The organism is Alcaligenes faecalis (assembly GCF_005311025.1).
Classification (GTDB): domain Bacteria; phylum Pseudomonadota; class Gammaproteobacteria; order Burkholderiales; family Burkholderiaceae_B; genus Alcaligenes; species Alcaligenes phenolicus.
On sequence record NZ_CP031747.1, the window covers coordinates 3,571,870 to 3,591,515 of the forward strand.

The 19,646-nt window shown below is 57.6% G+C and carries 20 protein-coding genes; 14 read left to right on the forward strand and 6 right to left on the reverse strand.

The window, feature by feature from the left end; translation table 11 throughout:
* Positions 1-248 precede the first annotated feature (248 nt).
* The 4 genes from D0C27_RS16410 to D0C27_RS16425 are packed head-to-tail and all read right to left on the reverse strand — an operon-like array spanning position 249 to position 4,425.
* Complete coding sequence (locus tag D0C27_RS16410) at positions 249-1,337, reverse strand: c-type cytochrome (RefSeq protein WP_060186960.1); 1,089 nt, start codon at positions 1,335-1,337, stop codon at positions 249-251.
* Positions 1,338-1,358: 21 nt separating this feature from the next.
* On the reverse strand, positions 1,359-2,174 hold the full coding sequence (locus tag D0C27_RS16415; protein ID WP_035269192.1) for a c-type cytochrome: 816 nt from the start codon (positions 2,172-2,174) through the stop codon (positions 1,359-1,361).
* Between the two features lie 8 nt (positions 2,175-2,182).
* A complete protein-coding gene (locus D0C27_RS16420; RefSeq protein WP_009461016.1) occupies positions 2,183-2,833 on the reverse strand; it encodes a cbb3-type cytochrome c oxidase subunit II in 651 nt (216 codons plus the stop codon).
* Complete coding sequence (locus D0C27_RS16425) at positions 2,830-4,425, reverse strand: cbb3-type cytochrome c oxidase subunit I (protein ID WP_031232271.1); 1,596 nt, start codon at positions 4,423-4,425, stop codon at positions 2,830-2,832. The genes D0C27_RS16420 and D0C27_RS16425 overlap by 4 nt, the downstream gene beginning before the upstream one ends.
* A 252-nt stretch (positions 4,426-4,677) precedes the next feature.
* On the opposite strand from D0C27_RS16425, the gene D0C27_RS16430 reads away from it, so the two are divergent.
* Together D0C27_RS16430 and D0C27_RS16435 are read left to right on the forward strand one after the other, a co-directional pair.
* Positions 4,678-5,340 (forward strand): response regulator, encoded by a 663-nt coding sequence (locus tag D0C27_RS16430; protein ID WP_021446792.1) that lies wholly within the window; start codon positions 4,678-4,680, stop codon positions 5,338-5,340.
* 12 nt (positions 5,341-5,352) lie between these two features.
* Positions 5,353-6,705, forward strand: a complete 1,353-nt coding sequence (locus tag D0C27_RS16435; protein WP_060186959.1) for an ATP-binding protein — start codon at positions 5,353-5,355, stop codon at positions 6,703-6,705.
* 93 nt (positions 6,706-6,798) lie between these two features.
* Here D0C27_RS16435 and D0C27_RS16440 read toward each other — a convergent pair whose 3' ends face one another.
* The gene (locus D0C27_RS16440; RefSeq protein WP_009461028.1) at positions 6,799-7,008 is read right to left on the reverse strand and encodes a cold-shock protein; all 210 of its coding nucleotides are present in this window, start codon (positions 7,006-7,008) and stop codon (positions 6,799-6,801) included.
* A gap of 404 nt (positions 7,009-7,412) precedes the next feature.
* Between D0C27_RS16440 and D0C27_RS16445 the strand changes: the two genes are divergently transcribed.
* The 11 genes from D0C27_RS16445 (at position 7,413) to D0C27_RS16495 (ending at position 18,155) form a co-directional block, all read left to right on the forward strand.
* Positions 7,413-8,741: an FAD-dependent oxidoreductase gene (locus tag D0C27_RS16445; RefSeq protein WP_060186958.1), complete on the forward strand. Its 1,329-nt coding sequence runs from the start codon at positions 7,413-7,415 to the stop codon at positions 8,739-8,741.
* Positions 8,728-9,231 (forward strand): thiosulfate oxidation carrier protein SoxY, encoded by a 504-nt coding sequence (locus tag D0C27_RS16450; protein ID WP_088452464.1) that lies wholly within the window; start codon positions 8,728-8,730, stop codon positions 9,229-9,231. Before D0C27_RS16445 ends, D0C27_RS16450 begins: the two co-directional genes overlap by 14 nt.
* 13 nt (positions 9,232-9,244) lie before the next feature.
* Positions 9,245-9,571 (forward strand): thiosulfate oxidation carrier complex protein SoxZ, encoded by a 327-nt coding sequence (gene soxZ / locus D0C27_RS16455; RefSeq protein ID WP_137431326.1) that lies wholly within the window; start codon positions 9,245-9,247, stop codon positions 9,569-9,571.
* Positions 9,572-9,736: 165 nt separating this feature from the next.
* Positions 9,737-10,090 (forward strand): c-type cytochrome, encoded by a 354-nt coding sequence (locus D0C27_RS16460; RefSeq protein ID WP_052159242.1) that lies wholly within the window; start codon positions 9,737-9,739, stop codon positions 10,088-10,090.
* 2 nt (positions 10,091-10,092) lie between these two features.
* On the forward strand, positions 10,093-11,388 hold the full coding sequence (locus D0C27_RS16465; RefSeq protein ID WP_170978590.1) for an NAD(P)/FAD-dependent oxidoreductase: 1,296 nt from the start codon (positions 10,093-10,095) through the stop codon (positions 11,386-11,388).
* A 36-nt stretch (positions 11,389-11,424) separates the two neighbouring features.
* A complete protein-coding gene (locus D0C27_RS16470) occupies positions 11,425-12,429 on the forward strand; it encodes a YeeE/YedE family protein (RefSeq protein ID WP_060186968.1) in 1,005 nt (334 codons plus the stop codon).
* Positions 12,430-12,527: 98 nt separating this feature from the next.
* Positions 12,528-13,010 (forward strand): isochorismatase family protein, encoded by a 483-nt coding sequence (locus D0C27_RS16475; protein ID WP_035269181.1) that lies wholly within the window; start codon positions 12,528-12,530, stop codon positions 13,008-13,010.
* A 285-nt stretch (positions 13,011-13,295) separates the two neighbouring features.
* Positions 13,296-14,657, forward strand: a complete 1,362-nt coding sequence (locus tag D0C27_RS16480) for an SLC13 family permease (protein ID WP_137431327.1) — start codon at positions 13,296-13,298, stop codon at positions 14,655-14,657.
* Between the two features lie 581 nt (positions 14,658-15,238).
* Entirely contained in the window at positions 15,239-16,900 is a 1,662-nt protein-coding gene (locus D0C27_RS16485; RefSeq protein WP_240688268.1) for a PepSY-associated TM helix domain-containing protein, read from the forward strand.
* Positions 16,897-17,193 (forward strand): DUF3649 domain-containing protein, encoded by a 297-nt coding sequence (locus D0C27_RS16490; RefSeq protein WP_137431328.1) that lies wholly within the window; start codon positions 16,897-16,899, stop codon positions 17,191-17,193. Before D0C27_RS16485 ends, D0C27_RS16490 begins: the two co-directional genes overlap by 4 nt.
* Positions 17,190-18,155 carry a DUF3325 domain-containing protein gene (locus D0C27_RS16495; protein WP_137431329.1) on the forward strand — a complete coding sequence of 322 codons (966 nt, stop codon included), beginning with the start codon at positions 17,190-17,192 and terminating at the stop codon, positions 18,153-18,155. Before D0C27_RS16490 ends, D0C27_RS16495 begins: the two co-directional genes overlap by 4 nt.
* A gap of 95 nt (positions 18,156-18,250) precedes the next feature.
* Here D0C27_RS16495 and D0C27_RS16500 read toward each other — a convergent pair whose 3' ends face one another.
* Positions 18,251-18,616 carry a DUF4440 domain-containing protein gene (locus D0C27_RS16500; protein ID WP_137431330.1) on the reverse strand — a complete coding sequence of 122 codons (366 nt, stop codon included), beginning with the start codon at positions 18,614-18,616 and terminating at the stop codon, positions 18,251-18,253.
* Between the two features lie 243 nt (positions 18,617-18,859).
* On the opposite strand from D0C27_RS16500, the gene aqpZ reads away from it, so the two are divergent.
* Positions 18,860-19,558, forward strand: a complete 699-nt coding sequence (gene aqpZ / locus D0C27_RS16505; protein WP_060186952.1) for an aquaporin Z — start codon at positions 18,860-18,862, stop codon at positions 19,556-19,558.
* The last annotated feature ends 88 nt before the right edge of the window (positions 19,559-19,646 follow it).

The following is a 19,646-nucleotide window of genomic DNA, read 5'->3' on the forward strand; positions in this document are numbered from 1 at the left end:
ACCGGTGCGCAGCACCGGCAAGGAGCCAAGCCCGGAGGACGGCCCCCCGGCCCAGACCGGCGTTTTCACGAGTCACTATCTAAACATGCAGGCTCTCCGCACTCCTTATCTCCCAACCCTCCTGCTCCCCCCCCACTCCTCAACACTCAGGAAAACGAAGAAGAAGAAGCCCAAAACAAAACCGCCTCAGTTCCCAAAAGAAACTGAGGCGGTCTCATCTTCAAACAAACAGCAAACAGGCCAAAGGCTTACTTCTCCACGCCCCCACCCAAAATCACGCCGTTCACCTCCTTACCGTAGTAACTTTCCTCGCCATCATGGAACTCCACACGCGCTTGCTCAACCGTCCCCTTCTGACGAGCATCCTTGGGACGCTCATGACTGTTGATGTAAGCCGCTACGTCCCAGGCATCCTGATCGGACAAGGAGAACGGTTTACCCAAAGGCATATTGGCCTTGATGAAACCAGCAGCCGTATCAATACGAGCCATCCCTGCACCCCAGTTATACGAGTTGGGGCCCCACAAAGGCGGGAACACCACGCCACTTTCGGCATCCTTCTGCCCCTGGCCATCGACCGCATGACACAAGACACAGTTGTTGGTGTAGACCTCTTTACCGCGTGCTACGTCATAGCCCAGTTCGGTCTTCTTAACTTTGGGGAAACCAGCACCCGGCAACTTCTGACCCGTAGGCGCCCCATCGGACATCCAGTACATATAAGTCATCAAGTCACGATACACGTCGCTGCCAGCGGGCGGCGCAACACCCGAGGGCGAAGCCTGCGCATTCATGGAATAGGTAAAACAGCCAATGATGCGATCTTCCAGCGTGCTGATCGCCTTGGTCTTGGCACGATAGGCGGGATAGCTGACATAGGCTCCCCACATAGGCGCAGAGTGTTCACGACGACCACCGTCCAGGTGGCAGTTCACACAAGCCAAGGTATTGCCCACGTGATCCGACACCGTGGTCGAGGTTTCCATAAAGATCTTGTGACCGCGACGAACCGCCTCGCCATACGGCGTATCCGGAATGCTGCTCTCTGGCGGTGGCACGTAATAACCATCTGCGCCTACCGGCATACCAGCCGTGACCGAATGCTTGTCCTTGCTCTGTGCCTTGCGATCGGCTTCCATGGCCTCACGACTATAGGTGGCCTCGCCAAGCTGGATAGTGCCCTTGTCGGGCGAACCCAAGGAAAAGGACAACCAGCCCTTGGCATTCAAACCGTAGCCAATCGCAAAAAGCAGCACACCAATACCGGCCCCCCAGGCCAGTCTGCGTCCACCCGACATGGTGGATTTGCTGCGACCATTTTTTTGAGTGTCTTTCATAAAAAGCTCTCTGTTCTGATCTTATTTCGCCTGCTTGCCATTGGCTGGCAGCGAGGCGGCGTAATAGGAAACCGCATACAGGTCCTCGTAGGACAAGCGCGATGCGATGTCATCCATCAGGCTTTGCGGCGAGTTGTGACGATGGCCGCCTTTCCAGGCCGACAACTGACTGAACAAGTACTCGGCCTGTTGCGCAGCCAACGGCGGGAAAGACGTACCTACGCCTTCACCCTGACTGCCGTGGCAACTGATACATGCAGGCACGTTCTGCTTCCAGTCCCCTTTATGGAACAGGGCTTCGCCACGGGCCAGGTTCGCTTCCGAACTGGGCACATTAATGGCGGGAGCAGGCAGCTTGGCGTAGTAAGCAGCCAGCTCTTTCATATCCTCAGGCTTCAAACCGCGAGCTACGTACTGCATGGACTCGTTCAGGCGTGTACCTTGAGCAAAATCCTCCAGCTGCTTGAGCAGATACGCCTCGGGTATACCGGCCAAACGAGGAGTGATGCCTGCGCCTTCACCGGCCTCGCCGTGGCAGGAAGCACAGCTCCACACACTGCCCTGCCCCGAATGCACCAGTACGGGCGCATCCTTCAATGCGGGAATGGCTGGCACCACAGGGGTGCCGCCTGCATTGGAAGCAACGATAGCGGCGGTCGGCTTGTCCGCTGCGGCATGTGGCGCCAGATCGTGCAGGTAAAGACCCACACCGGCCAAGGCCAACGCGAACAGCACAGCCAACAGGAAGATCGGAATGGGACGCGGCGGCTCCCACGGCTCGAAGGTGGGGTCGATGTTCTCGACCTGGGGCGAACTAGAAACTTTTTCCATTGTCATGACTTGTCCTATTTAGCGCCCGAATCCGTCGAGGCTTCAGCGGGGCGACGATCGTAGCCACGGTCACGTTTATCCAGTTCCTGCGCGCTGGTCGCATAGGTGCGATCCAGAGCCAGCAGGTACTCCACCAAGTCCAGCGCTTCCTTGCGAGCAACCACATGCTTGCCCGCAGGCTGCAGGGACTCTGGCAAACGCACCACTACATCGCCTTCGGAAACCTGGTCTTTCAGCTCGAACATATAGGGATAGGACGGCATCAGGCTCCAGTCAAAAATCGCACGGGGCTGATACAGGTGGGTCAAATGCCAGTCACGGCTTTTCATGCGCGCACCGACGTTAAACAGGTCCGGACCGGTACGCATGGTGCCCAGCAGGTGGGGCGAATCGTAAAAGTAATCGCCCGGTGTGGACGCACGGCCCCAGCCACGTGCCGTATCAAACAGGGTTTGACCGGTAGAGCGTGGCTGCTGGCTGTGACAGTACAAACAGCCGTTGGCCACGTACTCGTCACGCCCCAGCAGTTGCTGGGCGGTATAGGGTTGCAACTGCTCCGGCGGTTCCGAGGTACGCAATTGCCAGGCTGGCAAAATCACCAGCATCAAGGTAGCCAGCAGCAACACGCCAATGGCCCCGATTAGTAAAGGTAAGAGTCGATTCATGACGCATCTGCCCGAGCAAGTGTAGGAGTCGCATTAACAGCGGAACCTTTGCGCAGCAAGAGCAAGGCAAAGTGAGCCGCAAAGACAAAGTGGCCCAGTGTCATCATGGTGCCGCCAATAGAGCGGGCTTCCAGATACGGAACCATCTTGCGAGTGATCTCGCCAAAACTTGAACCTGGGTCCATCAAGCCCATGCCCTGCACCACACCGGCAATGCTCAGAGCCAGCACGTAGATCGTGAAGCCTGCCGTCACCAGCCAGAAATGGGTTTTGATCAGAGCCGGGAAGGGCCAGCGACGTCCCAGAATGTGCGGCATCATGTAATACAGCGTGCCGAACATCACCATGGACACAAAGCCGTAGGCGCCCAGGTGAGCGTGACCGACGGTGTAATGTGTGAAGTGCGTCACCGAGTTCACCGAGCGGATCGCTTCCAGCGAACCCTGGAAGGAGGACAAGGTGTACATCAGCGCGCCAATCCAGACGAAACGCAGGGCCATGGATTGCTTGAAGGCCCACAGGTTCTGCGCAACGGTTACGTGCTGGTTAATGGCCACGGCAATCACCGGCACAAACATCATGATGCTGTGCACCACGGACAAGGTGACGGCCCAGGTTGGCACCGGACCGCCCATCAAGTGGTGAATACCGACCTGGCTGTAGAACAGCGCCAGACTCCAGAAACCCAGCAAGGACACGTTGTAGGAATACACGGGCTTGCCGATGATCTTGGGGATGATGTAGTACGCCGCCCCCACACCCATAGGCGTCAGCCACAGACCCAGCACGTTGTGAGCAAACCACCAGTTCACGGTTGCTTGCTGAGCACCGATGTGCAGACCGGGGATGTTGGACACCAGAAACAGGAACGGAAACCAGACCATGCCGGCCAGGAAATACCAGCCCGACACATAGATGTGGCGCGATTTGCGGTTGGCGGCGGTTTCAATGGCAGGCCAGGCCAGGAAAAAGCCCCCTACTGCCAACAGAATGTCGATCTGCCAGGGGAATTCCAGCCACTCGATCCCGTCGGACCAGCCATTGGCCACGGCAATCGTGCCGCCCAGTACCCCCAGGGTCCACAAGGCGGCGCCGAAGTACACCATATTGGGACGTCGCAAAGGCGTATGAAAAATACGCGGCAACAACCACAGGGCCACGCCAATCCCGGTCACCGACAACCAGCCGTAAGCCACGATGTTCAGGTGCAAGGTACGCGCACGACCAAAGGTCACTTGTGCCACGTCGGCCAGCCAATCGGGCCAATGCAATTTCAGCGAGGCCATCACGCCAAACACCGAACCGATCAGCAGCCAGGTAATCCCGACCGTGACCAGAAGCAGAACCGGCCCCCGACCACTACGGTCAATACCGGCACGCAAAACGTCAAAGCGATGTGTCTGTGCTTCGTTCTCCCCCCCAAAGGAAGCACTATCATCCGGCTGACCAAGCTCACCTTTCATGAAGATGGTCTCAGCTTCGTTCTTCCCAACGAAGATCAGCTTGTTTGCCACGGCCCAGACAAGAATGCCCAGTGCCACCAAAGAGGCGACAAAACTGGTCGCCAGTAATATTCCTAATATAGGAGTCATGTGAATAAATGCCCGATATCTGTCATGCGGCTAAGCCTAAAGAAACGTCATTGCCCAAGCCGGTTTTATTAAAAAAGTAAGTACCGAGATACAAATGCAATGCAATCTACATCACAGTAGAGGATCAGGATTAAGGCCAAATTAAGAGAACTTTCCCTCTCGCCCCTGCCCTCAAGGCTGCTAACATGAACGCCGAAACGTAATAAACATCAGGCTTTGCCTGCACAAGCCGCATTTACCACAGGGGGGAGAATGCACGTTTTACTTGTTGAAGATGATGCGCTCGTCGCCAGCGGAATTGTGGCGGGCTTGCGACTGCATGGGCTGACCGTGGACCACGTGGGCACGGCCAGCCTGGCCGACACGGCCTTGCTGTCTTCGCACTTTGATGTCTGTATTCTGGATCTGGGTTTACCTGATCAGGACGGGCTGACGCTGCTGCGGCGTTGGCGCGAACAAGGCCGTAAACTGCCCATTCTGATTCTGACGGCTCGCGACGCCCTGCATCACCGGGTTGAAGGGCTGCTGGGTGGGGGCGATGACTATGTCATCAAACCTTTTGACCTGGACGAGCTGCTGGCACGCCTGCATGTATTGACACGACGTGTGGCGGGCCACGAAACAGATTGCATTGAATATGGGCGACTCAGTTTCTGTGCCTCCACCGGCCATGTCACCCTGGACGGCAAGCCAGTCAGTCTGGCGCGACGTGAGCTCTCCTTGTTGCGTGCCCTGCTCAGCAAACCGCACACCATCCTGAGTGCCGAACAACTGTGCGACAGCGTCTACGGCTACGATCAGGATCTGGAAAGCAATGCCATCAATGTGCACATCTACCATTTGCGCCGCAAGCTGGGCAGCAATATTGTCGAGACCGTGCGGGGCCTGGGCTACAAACTGGGGCCTGCCGGTTAGGTATTTCACACCATGAGCCTACGCCTTAGATTGCTGCTGGTTATCGGCATTTCCCTGACCGTGCTCTGGAGTGCAGTCGCCACCTGGATGCTGATGGATGCACGCCACTCCTTGCGTGAAGCGCTGGATAGCCGACTGGCAGCATCGGCCCGCATGGTGGCTGGACTGGTTGCCCAATTTCCAAACTTGCAGGAGTTGGCCCAATCCGCAGAGCGCCCCCTGGACATCATTGCCCGAGATGGGGTGGCTTGCGAAATCAGTGTGGTGCGCAGCGAAGTAGAAATTCAGGCGGTCAGCCGAACTGCGGGTAGCCCGGATATGTCACAAGTGGCTTTGGGCTTTGGCACGCACGTGCATGGTGGCAAGCGCTGGCGCACCTTTGTGCTGCGCGAAGGCCATATTCAGATTGCCGCCGCCGACAGCATAGAAATACGCGAAGCACTGGTACGGGAAATCATGCTCTCGGCTGGCCTGCCCTTTGTCGTGGCCTTGTTTGGTAGCCTGCTGCTTTTGTGGGTTGGTATCGGTCACGGCCTGGCTCCCCTGGAGCGAATTCGGGACATGCTGTCGCGCCGTCGTCCCGGGGACGACAGCCCACTGCCCAAAGTCAACGTCCCGGTTGAGCTGCAACCCTTGCTGCGAACCCTTGAGGAACTACTGGAGCGGCAACAAGCCGCCATCATGCGCGAACGCCGCTTTACCGATAGCGCTGCCCACGAACTGCGTACACCCCTTACCGGAATCAAAACCCATATTCAAGTTGCCCATCTGGCTGCCCAGCGTCCTGGAGAACGCAACACGCTGGATACGGCCTTGAGCCAGGCAGACCAGGGCGTGCAACAGCTACAGAACATTTTGCAGCGGCTGCTGGAGTTGGCACGGCTGGACGGGCAAAGCGCCCGAATGGAAAGTAGCCAGGCCGACGAGGCGGTATACGCTGCCCTGCATGCCCTTAAAGCCATCTACGGCGACACCATAGACCAGATCACGCTGGATATACGCAGCAAACCCGGCCCGGTGCAGATTGAAAAATCCCTGCTGACAGTGGCCGTACAGAATCTGATCGACAATGCCTTGCGCTATACCAAAGCCCAGCAACCGATCAGCCTGCGGATTGAAGCAGGAGAGCCGGGCTATCTGCGTCTCAGGGTGCTGGACCACGGTCCCGGATTAAGCGACAGCGAACGGGATCTGGCCATGAACCGTTTTTGGCGCGGCTCGCAACAACAGGCGGGCTACGGCTTGGGCTTGTCGATTGTGAACGCGATCGCCACCCAGCATGGCGGAACGCTGGAGCTGCTGAATCGCAAAAGTGGCGGGCTGGAAGCGCGTCTGACCGTGCCCCTTGCCGACCAGGGCAACTAAAACCAAGCCACGCAATAAAAAAAGGCCGGAGCCCATCAGGGTCCGGCCTTTTCTGTTTGACGAGGTGCTTGCCTGTTTCAGGCAAGCCCATCATCAAAGAATTTGGATTTTAGTTGCGCATGGGCCTTTTTGGCCTGCACCTTCGATGAAGGAAACGCGTTGGTTCTCTTCCAGAGTTTTGAACCCGGTTCCCTGAATTTCACTGTGGTGTGCGAAGAGATCCTTGCCGCCGTTCTCCGGCACGATGAATCCGAAGCCTTTTTCGCTGTTGAACCACTTCACAATACCAATTTCTGTCTTCAAAATAAGTCCTAAATGTAATAACGATCAGAGAAAAAAATTTTCTCTCCCTGAACTATCCTCCGATTGCGTCCACAAAGATAGCTCCGTTACTTTTTAATTGTAAAAATCCGGAAATTCTGTTGTTTCCTGAGCCTGTCCATCCTGTTTGTCTAGCGCCGCCCTTGCATCCGGGATGCCACTGCGCACCATGTCCGGGCCAGTTGCCCCTGCCATCTCCAACACAAGAACGCCTGGGGAAAAGCGCCGCCATTTCAGCGCCAAACGGTATTTGAGGCCTGAACAACTTACTTCAGCCTATAAAAAATCCCCACGCAATCAAAGCACTCTTGGCTATACTGGCTCGCACTTAGCGGTCTACTTATCCTGATTGACGTGTGTCATGTCATGATCACGAGGAACATACAATGAATCGTAGAAACTTCCTGCTGGCCACGCCGGCTGCCGCATTTGGAACCCTGGTTCTGCCCTCTGCCAGCCTCTCGGCCCCCTCCATCATTACCAACACCAGCCAGATCCTGCCGCGCCACACCAAGGGCCCGCGCATTGTCATTTGTGGGGGCGGCTGGGGTGGGATGACAGCTGCCAAGTACCTGTCCAAGCTGGTGCCCCAGGCACAAGTGGTGCTGATCGAACGCAACCCCACGTTCTGGTCCGGCCCCATGAGCAACAAGTGGCTGATTGACATCGTCAACACGGATTTCCTGAACCACGACATGCTGGCGCCCTCCATCAAGTACGGCTACAGCCTGGTTCATGCCGAAGTCACCGCCATCGAGCGCGACAAGAAAACCGTGCGCACGACCCAAGGCGCGCTGGAGTACGACTACCTGATCCTGTCGGGCGGCATACGCAATGCCTACGATGCCTGGTTTGGCAATGACACTTACGCGGCGGAATACACCCGCCAGCACTTTCCCAACGCCTACATCCCGAATGCCGAGATGTTTGCCTTGAAGAACAAGCTCAAAGCCTTCAAGGGCGGCACCATTGTGATGACGCTGCCCCCGCCACCGCATCGCTGCCCGCCCTCGCCCTACGAGCGCGCCTGTTTGATGGCCTGGCATATCAAGACCAACAAGATTCCGGGCAAGATCATCATTCTGGACCCCAAGCCCACCATTGCCCCGATTGGCGAGGGATACCGCGCAGCCTTCCAGGAGCTGTACCCGGACATCATCACCCACGTCCCCAATGCCCGAGTGCGTGAGGTCGATCCCTTCAAGAAGCACATCAAGACCACCGCCGGCGATTTTGATTTTGACGACGCGGTGCTGATGCCCCCGCACCAGGCCGCCGATATGGTCTGGAACGCAGGCCTGGTCGGTACAGGCCCCGATGGCAAACCCACGGGCTGGGCCAATATTGACCCACGCCTGTTCACTGCCCGCGACGACGACAATGTCTACGTGGTGGGGGACTCCATGGGCTTTATTTCCGACCAGTTCGGCCACTACCCCAAGAGCGCCCACGTGGCACACGCCGTAGCCAAGATTGTTTCCCAGAACCTGGCCGAACGTATCGCGGGCAAGGAAGTGGTGCCCGTGCTGCCGGATAATCTTTGCTACATGATGGTCAACGGAGATCCGCAAGAAGAAATCTCGGTCAAGTTTGAATACGAGCTGGACGCAAGCGGCAAGGTTCTGCAAACCCAGATCGATATGGATGTCCGTACCTCCGACCTTGTTCAAGAAGACTTCCAGTGGATCAAGACCCGTTTCAATGACTTCCTCTAAACTTCCCTCCCGTTTTGTCCGCCGCCGCCAGCTTGTACTGGGCAGTGCCGCCGGACTGGGTGCCGCGTGGCTGCCCCTCAATCTGCATGCGCAAGTTGCCTTTGATCAATTGCTGAAACCGGCCACTGCGGCCCAGGTCCAAGCCATTGTGGACGAGTTCCTGAAAGGCGCCAGCCCAGAAGAAAAAGGCATGAAGCTGGATATGCCCGCTCTGGGCGACAACCCCGCCGCAGTGCCCGTCAAAGTGGTGCTGGACTTGCCCGCGAGCGACGATGTGTACTGCCAGGAACTGATCATTCTGGCCCAGGGCAACCCGCATCCGCTGGCCTGCCGCTTTAACTTCACCGCCCTGGCCGGAACAACAGAAGTCGCAGTTCGCCTGCGCCTGATTGAAACCCAAACCATCCGCGCCCTGGCACGGTTAAGCGATGGCCGCGTCCTGAGCGCCCAGCATCACATCACGGTGACTGCTGGCGGCTGCGGCATGTAAACAAGGGGCACTCATGAGTAAACCACGTATCTGGATCAGCAATGCCAAGCCCAAGGCGGGCGACATGGTGCGCGTGCGCGCCCTGGTCGAACACCGTATGGAAAGCGGTCTGCGCCTGAGCAAGGAAGGCCAGGTTGTGCCGCGCAACATCATCCACGAATTCAAGGCCACCTTTAACGGCGAGCCCTTGTTCAACTGGCAGCCGGAAACCGCGATTTCCCAAAACCCGTACATTGAATTTACCTTTGTCGCACGACGTTCCGGAGTGCTGGAAATGAGCTGGACGGACGATCAAGGCGCTGTCATTACCGGCCAGACGGAGCTGAGCATCAGCGACTGATTGCGGACCAGTTCCAGCCCGGCCCCCTGACCTGCCCCATTCAGCGCCCTTAACGGGCGCTGAGTTCATAACAGTGTTCTATATAGTCATACAAGGTGGGCGTAAGGGGAATGCTACGCTGAGCGTCCTTTCCTACAACGATGCACATTGACAAGAAGAATGCCCATGTCCCTCTCTCTGGTAGGTCGTCTCCTTTTTGCCCCCGCCTTGCTCGTGGCCAGCAGTGCTACCGCACCGGCCTGGGCCAGTTCCACGCTGGACATCAAAACGGTGGCCAGCTCCTGTGCGAACTGTCACGGCCCGGATGGGCGTTCCACGACCATCATTCCCTCGCTGGCTGGCCGCCCCGAAGCGGTGTTGCTGGAGCAACTGCGCGCCTTTGCCTCCGATACGCCTCCGGCTGGCACCACCATCATGAGTCGCCTGGTCAAAGGCTACCAGGATGCGGATCTGGAAGCCCTGGCACGTTATTTCTCTGCAGTCTCCTCCACCCCTCGCAGCGTTGCGGAAGGACGTTAAGAATGAGCACACCCTTGAACTCCTCCCGTCGCCAGTGGCTGAGCCGTGTCGGTAAAACCAGTGTGGCTGGTCTGGCCTTGAGCACTCTGCCTGTGTACGCGCGCAGCAGCTCGGCCCATGTGATTGTGGTCGGTGGCGGCTTTGGCGGTGCAACCGCTGCCCGTTACTTGAAGCGCGGTGATCCATCCCTGAAAGTCACCTTGATTGAACCGGCCACCACCTTTTACACCTGCCCGTTCACCAATCTGTATCTGGCCGGTTTGCGCCGTTTTGAACAGCAAGGCCACGGCTTTGATGATTTGCGCGCAGCCGGTATCGATGTCATTCACGACCTGGCCACCGCGGTCGACTCCCAGGCCAAAACCCTGACCTTGGCCAAGGGCCAGAAGCTGTCTTACGACAAGCTGCTGCTCTCACCCGGTATTGATTTTCGCTGGAACACGCTGGAAGGCTATGACGAAGCCGCTTCCTTGCTGGCCCCGCACGCCTGGAAAGCGGGCGATCAAACCCGTTTGCTGAAAAGTCAGCTGGATGCCATGCCCGACGGCGGCACCTTCATTATGGTGGCCCCCGAAAACCCCTTCCGCTGCCCGCCCGGCCCTTACGAGCGCGCCAGCATGGTGGCTCACTACTTCAAGCAGAACAAACCCAAGTCCAAGATCCTGCTTCTGGATGCCAAAGACAGCTTCTCCAAACAGGGCCTGTTCCAGGATGGCTGGAAACAAGTCTATGGCGACATGATCGAATGGGTGCCCTTCTCCAAAGACGGCAAAGTCACTCGCGTGGATGCCGCCAAGCTGAGCGTGGAAACCGAGTTTGGCGAGATCCACAAAGCCGATGTGTTGAACGTGATCCCGCCACAAAAAGCCGGAGCCATTGCCGAACAGGCCGGTGTCACCAACGCCAGCGGCTGGGTGCCAATTGACCCGCATACCTTCGAGTCCGAACAGGTCAAGGACATCTATGTGGTGGGCGATGCCACCATTGCCTCACCCATGCCCAAATCCGGTTTCTCTGCCAATACGCAAGCCAAGCTGGCAGCGGCTGCCATCATTAATGCCTTGAGCGGCAAGCCTGCGCCACAGGCCACACTGAGCAATACCTGCTACAGTTTGATCGCTCCCGACTATGGCATTTCTGTGGGGCACTTGTACGCCTTTGCCGATGACAAGCTGGCTGAAGCGTCCGGCGGGGTCAGCCCTAAAGAAGCCAGCCCGGCCTTTCGCAAGCAGGAAGCCCAGTATGGCGAGGCCTGGTATGCCGCGATCAGTCGCGACATCTGGGGCACCAAAGGCTAAGTTGTTCCAACCCGGTCCTAACATCCAGCACACATGATGAATACAGAACTTGTACTGTGGGTCAGCTTGGCCATTGGCCTGCTCTTTGGCATTAGTGGCCAGCTCAGTGGTTTTTGCTTTTATCGTGGCTTGACCGAGCGCTGGTCCGGGCGTAGCGGCTACAAGCTTCAGGGCTTTGCCCTGGCGCTGGCCGTGGCCCTGGCCGGGACACAACTGGCGGCGGGCTACGGGCTGATCAGTCTGGACAAGGTCCTGTACCTGAACCCCACTTTCTCCTGGCTGCTGGTGCCGCTTGGAGGTGTGCTCTTTGGGGCAGGCATGACCCTGGCTAATGGCTGCGGCGCCCGAGCTCTGGTTCTGTTGGGACAGGGAAATCTGCGCTCCTTTGTCGTCGTGCTTTGTCTGGGTATCGCCGCCTATGTCACCTTGACGGGCCTGCTGGCGCCGCTGCGCATGAGCATCGCCCAAGCCAGCAGTGTCACCTTGCCCGCAGCGACCCTGTCCGAGGGTCCCCTCCGCTCTATGGTGATTGCCCTCCTCGTCGCCGCCCTGATCGCTTTTGCCTTACTGCGTCGCCAGGACGGCCAACGCCTGAATGACCTGCTGGCCGGAGCATTTGTAGGGCTGCTGATTGTGGCAGGCTGGCTGACTACCGGCTGGCTGGGCGATGATCCCTTCGAGCCTTTACCCGTCAGCTCGCTAAGCTTTGTCGCCCCGATTGGGGAAAGCATTCAATACGCCATGATCTCCACCGGCATGAGCCCGCGCTTTACCATCATGATTGTGGTGGGTGTGGTGGCTGGCTCCTTGCTGAGCGCCCTGCTGCGTCGCCGCTGGAAGCTGGAAGGTTTTGAGTCGCCCCGCCACATGCTGCGCTCCATGGCAGGCGGTGCCTTGATGGGCGTAGGTGGCGTGCTGGCCCTGGGCTGCACCATAGGCCAGGGCTTAAGCGGCTTGTCCACCTTGTCGGCCACCTCCTTGCTGGCGGTGCTGGGCATTATCGTCGGTGCACGTCTGACCTGGACCCGCCCAAGCGCCTGACTCCGTGTTTCAATAAGGGCTTGATTGACGGCGCTTCAGAATGGCCCTGGTGAGCTCCGCCTGACATTCGCTGAAGCACTCTTACCGAGCCCACTGCAATGCGACAGATCCTCCTTGTTGTCGATGTGCAAAGCTGCTTTTCACCGCCCCCCTGGCTGATCGACGGCATTAACGCCCTGAGCACCCGCCTGCCTTGCGCGGCCTTGATTGAACTGCACGACGAGTCTCAAACCCCTTTTTCCAGTCAGCTAGGCTGGTGTCCGCCGCGCAGCGATCGCTGTCTGGTCGATGCCAAACAAATCTTCATCAAGCACGGCTACGCCCCCAGCCCCGCTGCAATGGAATATTTGCAGCAATGTCAGGCTGATCGCATTCTGGTCTGCGGCATTCAAACCGATACCTGCGTGCTGGCTGCCGGGTTTGCCTTGTTTGATGCCGGGCTGCACCCCACCCTGATTACGGATCTGACGGTTGGCTCGTCCCTGGATCGCTCCGGCGAGCTGGGTATCAAATTGTGGAAACATCACTTCGGGAGCACGATCCACAGCAGCGAACTACTGGCTGAACTGGACCGGCAATAATCACGCGCATGGGCGGGTAAAGCCGGACTTGGCTCAGCAACCCAAAGGTAGCGCCCACACGCGTCAAGCCACTACTCTACAGCGAACCGCTCATCAAATCCGCCCCCCTGTTCTCTCTGCTGCATCAGACAAATGCTGATTGAACATTCAACCATCGCGCCCCTGATTAATCATTACGTTTAGCGTAATCATTCACCCATAAGCTTTATTGATAGCCCTATACCGCCACTGATATGGTCGTTTCCAGAAACCTGCAAAAGGTTCAATTACAAGGAGACGAGACATATGCATTGGCTATCCATTGCCGTTTTAGGAGGCATATTCGTACTGGCGACCGCCCTACCCATCAATATGGGGCTGATTGCTTTTGTAGGCGCTTTTCTGGTGGGTACGCTAGTGGCGGGCATGGGCGCCAAGGAAATCATGGGCGGCTTTCCGGCTGACCTGTTTCTAACACTGGCCGGTATTACCTATTTGTTCGCGCTGGCTCAAAACAATGGCACGATCAACTGGCTGGTCAGCATGGCCGTGCGAGCCGTGCGTGGCCGCATCGCCGCCATTCCCTGGATCATGTTTCTGATCACGGCCGCATTGACCGCTGTGGGTGCCGTCAGCCCGGCCGCCGTTGCCATCATTGCCCCGATTGCGCTGGGCTTTGCCCGCCAGTACGGCATCAACCCGCTCTTGATGGGTTTGCTGGTGATTCATGGCGCCCAAGGGGGCGGCTTCTCCCCCATCAGTATTTACGGTGGCATCACCAACCGTGTGGTCAGCGCCGCCGGTTTGCCCTTGAATGAAATGGCCACCATGATGGCCAGCCTTGGCATCAACCTGGCCGTGTCCATTTTGCTATTCGTGTGGATGGGCGGTTTGAAGCTGATGCGCCAGAAAGTGGACTTAAGTTCGGCAGACGTAAACGTTGCCCGCGTGGCCCATGGCTCGGGTGGTCCGCAAGTGTTTGGCGACGCTGAAGCCGAAGCCTTTGGTGAAGAGCGCAAGACCGCCCGGAAAAGCCCCGATGCCCTGGTCGAAGCCGGTAATGGTGCCAACGAGGCCCCCCACTGGTATCGCGTTCTTACCTTGGTCGGCCTGTTCATCCTGGCCGTGCTGACTTTGTTTTTCAAACAGGATATTGGCTTTACCTCGATCACCATCGGCCTGGTACTGACCTTGATGGCCCCCAATCTGCAAAAACGCGCGCTGGGCCAAGTGTCCTGGCCTGAAATCATGCTGATTGTGGGTGTCAGCACCTATGTGGGCGTGATGGAATCCATGGGCACGATTGATTTTGTCGGCCATAGTGTTGCCCAGCTGACCTCTCCCTTGATGGCGGCCTTGCTGCTGCTTTTTGTGGGCGCGGTCGTGTCAGCGTTTGCCTCCTCCACCGCCGTGCTGGGTTCACTGATTCCGCTGGCGGTGCCCTTTCTGCAAGGCGATGGCGGCGTGGGGCCGGTGGGCTTTATTGCGGCTATGGCCGTGTCCTCCACCATTGTGGACGTCAGCCCCTTTTCCACCAATGGCGCACTGGTACTGGCCAATGCCCAGGGAGTGTCGCGTGATGCCTTCTTCCGTCAGCTATTGCTGTACGGTGCTGCCGTCACGGTTATTGCCCCAGTCGTCGTCTGGCTGCTGTTTGTGGTGCTCTAAAACTCCTGGCGAAGCAGAAATCCAGCTGGCCCCGGCACTTTGCTAGCCGGGGCCTTTTTGATGGGAATTCTGACCTCATCAACCGGCAGTTAACGCTCTCTGGTCCAACTGCATAGACCATAAGATTTGCGAGTGGCGTGGAATGCCTGCAAGGCATATTCCCTTCTGCCTCATCCCGGCGTTCAGCCCTCAGCCCGGAACCGACAAGATTTATTCCCGCCCGAGTCTCACCAGCTCATCGCCCCGCCTCCCTCTCAACCGCGTTTTTCCCTATGGAAAACGCCAAAACAGCTATGGCGCCGCATTAATTTCTGAATAAAGCCTTGAAAGCTGGAAATTCCCAACACCGAAATGAGAATGATTGCTATTATTCTGCCGTTGTTTCAAGCCTGATGCCCTCTTCCCCTCTCTGTCACCAAGAACTTGCTTACTGAAAAGCGAAGCTTGCGTGATGAGCGCAGCGTACAAGAATGGCGGACTCCATCCGTCACCCACCGTTGCCAAGCAAGCACGGCTTTTCTCGGTTTAATGATCATCAATCCAGCATCCGGAGACGGTGTTGTAGTAGGAGGCGCGTCAGCGTGAAAGAGTCATTTCGCCAATGTATGGCATGGCTGCATACCTGGGTCGGTCTGGTGGTGGGCTGGATCCTGTTTTTCGTCTTCGTCACTGGCACGGCTGGCTATGTGGACGATGAAATCACTCGCTGGATGGAGCCGGAGCGCCCCTTGCCCATGCAAGTCCTGCCCGAGCAATCCAGCCAGATGCTGGATCAGGCCCTGGCGCAGTTGCAAGCGCATGCCCCGGCAGAGTCCAAAGCCTGGACCATTACCCTGCCGCATCAAGCCCTGAACCCGCGTGCCACGCAAGGGCTGTCCATTGCCTGGGAAGAAATGCCCCAGCCCGGTCAACGCGGCCGTCGCGGGGGAGAAGAACTGGACCCTGTCACTGGCCAGATTCAGCCGGAAGTGGAACCCCGCGCAACTGCTGGTGGCACCGGCCTGTACCGCATGCATTACGCCTTGCACTACCTCCCCTATCCGGTCGCTATCTGGCTGGTCGGTATCTGTACCATGCTGATGCTGCTGGCCGTGATTACGGGCGTGGTGACTCACAAGAAAATCTTTACCGACTTCTTCACCTTCAGGCCCGGCAAGGGGCAGCGTTCCTGGCTGGACGCGCACAATATCGTCAGCGTGATGTCCCTGCCCTTTTTCCTGATGATTACCTACACGGGCCTGATCTTTTTCATGTCCATCTACATGCCGACCGGGCGAGAAGTCATGTATGGCGCGACAGAAGAAGGACGGCAGGCTTACTTCCAGGATATTCGTCAGCAAAAACGCGACTTCCTGCCCGTGAGCATGCCGCAGGCTCCCCTGGGCGAGATGATGCACAGCGCAGAACAAGCCTGGGGCAAGAACAGCATTGCCTCGGTGCAGATTACCCATCCGGCAGATAGCCAAGCCTATGTAGAACTGCGTCGCACCGGCGTCACGGGCGTGTACTGGACCCGTGCCGAGACCCTGCGCTTTAACGCCTCTAATGGCAGCCTCATGGAGCCGGAGGACAATAGCAATGTCACCGGAGACACTCACCGCGTGCTACTGGCCCTGCATGAAGGTGTGTTTGCCGAATGGTGGTTGCGCTGGCTGTACTTTATTTCAGGCTTGCTGGGCTGCGCCGTCATTGGGACAGGTCTGGTGCTGTGGACGGTAAAGCGTCGTACCCAGCATCAAAAACGCAAGGCCAAAGCCGCCCCGCTTAGCGCATCCGAGCGTTTTGATGCCGCTGGCCTGCGTTTAGTAGAAATCCTAAATGCCGGAACTCTGGCCGGTTTGCCCTTGGGACTGGCGGCCTACTTCTGGGCCAACCGCCTTTTGCCTGTGAATATGGCCGACCGCGCCGCCTGGGAGTTTCATGCTCTGTTCCTGGTCTGGGGCTGGTCCTTCCTGTATGCCTCCTGGCGGCCATTAAAACGCGCCTGGCTGGAGCTGCTGTACCTGACAGCCTCCGCCTACGCCTTGATTCCTGTCCTGAACCTGCTGACGACCGACCGTCACCTGGGTGTCACCGTCATCCATGGTGACTGGGGCCTGGCAGGCTTTGACCTGACCATGTTTGGCCTGGCCGCTATCTTTGTCTATATCGTCATCAAAATGAAACACAAATGGGATATGGCCAGCGTGCCTAAAAAAGCCGCTGCCCCGGCCAGCTTGCAAACTGCGGGAGTGAACGGATGAGTGGACTGACTTCCCGCTACCGCCTGCAAGTGCTCTCGCGCATTGTGGCAGCCACTGTCGGCGGCTACGCCCTGGCAGCCGCTGCCACGGTATTGCTGACTTTGCTCTGGCCTCTGCCCAAAGCCCAGGCCGTTCTGGCAGCGAATATGTTGAGCTTTGTCTGGTACACCATCGCCGTGATGTGGGTGTTCAGCACCAAAAGTGCCGCTCGCGCTTGGGTGGGCATGGTTCTACCGACGGCTTTGATCGCCTTGCTGAGCGTTCTGTTGATGCCAGCAGGAGTGCTGCCATGATTAATACCAGTCTGTGGCTGAATCTGGCCGTTTTTATCATCAGCCTGGCAGGCTTTATCTGCCTGGCTTTGGCCAGTGATCGCCAGGGGGAATTCCTGCTGCATCGCATGCCCAGCGAGAAGGAAAGACGGATCTTTCGTCTGCTCGGCTGGCCCTTGCTGGCTGTGGCTTTAGCTCTATGCTGGCAAGGCTGGGGCTGGAGCAGGGGCACCGTTGCCTGGCTGGGTTGGCTGACCATGGCCGGTGCCGGGTTGACCTTTTACTTGCCCTGGTGGCCTTGGCAGGAAAAGAAACCTGTGCGGGCCAAACCTGCACCAGTTGCGAAGGCAGCGCCTAAAGCGGTTGGAGCGGGCAACACTGCATCGACATCAAGTGACGCTATAGCTGGGAAAAATGGAGTGGCGGCGGCAAATTCAAGCGCTGCTTCAACTAGCGCTGGGGCTACACGTACAGAGCCAACTCACGCTGGAACGGCACCAACAACATCACGGTTTTCCACACGCAGCCTGGTTTTTGTCAGCGGCCTTTTGGCCATCCCTGCCGCCTTCATGATTTATCTGGCGCAACAAGGCCCCGAGCCTGTGTTTGGCAACCATGCCCTGCAAGGCCAGATTGGCCCCTGGTCGTTTGCTCTGGCTGAGACGAATAACAAAGCCCCCATCAGCGGGCCCACCGGCGCTCATCGCAAAGCATTTCAGATTCGCTTTTGCCAGGCCTGCGACCCACATATACGCCGCGCCTATCTGCAAGTGAGCAAGCCCGAGCCTATGCCTGCGCCCCGTCAAGCTTTCAGCAACACGCGCTGGACACGAGCGGTAGAAATCGTCATTCCGCCCAATAGCGAACTAGAACATCAACTATGGCTAACCGTGGAAGCCAAGAGTGGAGAGATCTACCATCAGGCTTTTGATTTCCACCAGGTATCCCCCATGACGGCGGCATTCATCCAGCAACAGCCGTAAGCGCGATCCGAATAGAAAGGGCCAAGATTGAACCGCCCCCCGAGTGTTGAACAACAATTCACGCTTTGGTGGGCCATTCAAATTCCGACCCTTTTTTATTCCTGGGCCACGCGGGTTCCTTGATGAAACACCATCTGCCAACGCCCCTGACTCTGCTTCCAGATGGAGCTGCGCAAGGATTGCTGCGGCTTTTCATCACCTGATACCTCACACACATAAGTCGCCAGGACGACATCCTCTGACAGGATGGTCAGCTTGAAGTTGTTGAGGTGGCGCTGCACAAAATCCTGTTCAGGCAGATCGCCTAGCACTTCTGCTCTACCCCACGCCGCGCCTCTGGCTCCGAACTCTACAAACTCGTCGGCCAGTAAAGCGCCAAGCGCCGCCACATCCTGACGAGTGGCACGCTCAAACAGGCGCTCTTCAAGAGACAGGATCAAGGATTCAAGGGAGTGAGGCATGTGGATGTGAGGGAATTGGGAGTGATGTTCAGCGTCAGAATCGTCAACACAATTCTTCATAAACCAGACAAAATCCTACACCTGACACAAGCCGCCACGCCACCGATATTTCTCACATTTACTATAAAAAAACACCACCCTAAACAAAGGAAAATTTTTGACAGTTGTTTTCCTTTCAAGCACTTAGCGCTTCCCGCTTATCGCTAGAATCCAGCCGTGTTAAATGACTAACAGGGCAATATCATGTCTTTATTAAAACGATGCACCGCAGAAACGCTGGGCACTTTCTGGCTGGTCTTTGGGGGCTGCGGGAGTGCGATCTTTGCCGCTGCCTACCCTGAACTGGGGATTGGTTTTGCCGGGGTAGCCCTGGCCTTTGGTCTGACTTTGCTGACCATGTGCTATGCCATCGGCAATATCTCTGGTTGTCACATCAACCCGGCTGTCACGCTGGGCCTGGTCGCTGGGGGACGCTTCCCCGCTCGTGATGCCATTCCCTACATCATTGCCCAGGTTCTCGGCGGTCTGCTGGCCGGCGGTGTTCTGTACCTGATCGCCAGCGGCAAAACCGGCTTTGATCCCGTGGCAGGTTTTGCCTCCAACGGCTTTGGCGAGCACTCGCCCGACAACTACAGCCGCAACGCTGCCCTGATCGCAGAAATTGTGCTGACCGCCTTCTTCCTGTTCATCATCATGGGCGCAACCCACAAGCGTGGTCACGCTGGCCTGGCAGGCGTAGCCATTGGTCTGGCACTGACTTTGATTCACCTGATCAGCATCCCTATCACCAACACTTCCGTGAACCCTGCGCGTTCTACTGGCGTGGCCTTCTTCCAGGGCACCTGGGCCATGGAGCAGCTGTGGCTGTTCTGGGTAGCTCCCTTGATTGGTGGGGTGATCGGCGCGCTGGTGTATCGCTTTCTGCACGCCAACGACGAGTAAGCTGCGCTAACTCCTGCTGGCAGGACCCTTGAGCCGCATTGGCTTGAATCGAGCATATGGCCCGTTCAAGACAATGCGGCTCAACGCT

Bases quoted from the DNA above. Each gene is read 5' to 3' on its own strand.
- D0C27_RS16425 (WP_031232271.1), bottom strand. From the start codon at position 4,425: ATGACTCCTATATTAGGAATATTACTGGCGACCAGTTTTGTCGCCTCT.
- D0C27_RS16495 (WP_137431329.1), top strand. From the start codon at position 17,190: ATGATTAATACCAGTCTGTGGCTGAATCTGGCCGTTTTTATCATCAGC.
- D0C27_RS16415 (WP_035269192.1), bottom strand. From the start codon at position 2,174: ATGACAATGGAAAAAGTTTCTAGTTCGCCCCAGGTCGAGAACATCGAC.
- D0C27_RS16420 (WP_009461016.1), bottom strand. From the start codon at position 2,833: ATGAATCGACTCTTACCTTTACTAATCGGGGCCATTGGCGTGTTGCTG.
- D0C27_RS16450 (WP_088452464.1), top strand. From the start codon at position 8,728: ATGACTTCCTCTAAACTTCCCTCCCGTTTTGTCCGCCGCCGCCAGCTT.
- D0C27_RS16475 (WP_035269181.1), top strand. From the start codon at position 12,528: ATGCGACAGATCCTCCTTGTTGTCGATGTGCAAAGCTGCTTTTCACCG.
- D0C27_RS16480 (WP_137431327.1), top strand. From the start codon at position 13,296: ATGCATTGGCTATCCATTGCCGTTTTAGGAGGCATATTCGTACTGGCG.
- D0C27_RS16410 (WP_060186960.1), bottom strand. From the start codon at position 1,337: ATGAAAGACACTCAAAAAAATGGTCGCAGCAAATCCACCATGTCGGGT.
- D0C27_RS16430 (WP_021446792.1), top strand. From the start codon at position 4,678: ATGCACGTTTTACTTGTTGAAGATGATGCGCTCGTCGCCAGCGGAATT.
- soxZ (WP_137431326.1), top strand. From the start codon at position 9,245: ATGAGTAAACCACGTATCTGGATCAGCAATGCCAAGCCCAAGGCGGGC.
- aqpZ (WP_060186952.1), top strand. From the start codon at position 18,860: ATGTCTTTATTAAAACGATGCACCGCAGAAACGCTGGGCACTTTCTGG.
- D0C27_RS16470 (WP_060186968.1), top strand. From the start codon at position 11,425: ATGAATACAGAACTTGTACTGTGGGTCAGCTTGGCCATTGGCCTGCTC.
- D0C27_RS16445 (WP_060186958.1), top strand. From the start codon at position 7,413: ATGAATCGTAGAAACTTCCTGCTGGCCACGCCGGCTGCCGCATTTGGA.
- D0C27_RS16460 (WP_052159242.1), top strand. From the start codon at position 9,737: ATGTCCCTCTCTCTGGTAGGTCGTCTCCTTTTTGCCCCCGCCTTGCTC.
- D0C27_RS16490 (WP_137431328.1), top strand. From the start codon at position 16,897: ATGAGTGGACTGACTTCCCGCTACCGCCTGCAAGTGCTCTCGCGCATT.
- D0C27_RS16465 (WP_170978590.1), top strand. From the start codon at position 10,093: ATGAGCACACCCTTGAACTCCTCCCGTCGCCAGTGGCTGAGCCGTGTC.
- D0C27_RS16435 (WP_060186959.1), top strand. From the start codon at position 5,353: ATGAGCCTACGCCTTAGATTGCTGCTGGTTATCGGCATTTCCCTGACC.
- D0C27_RS16500 (WP_137431330.1), bottom strand. From the start codon at position 18,616: ATGCCTCACTCCCTTGAATCCTTGATCCTGTCTCTTGAAGAGCGCCTG.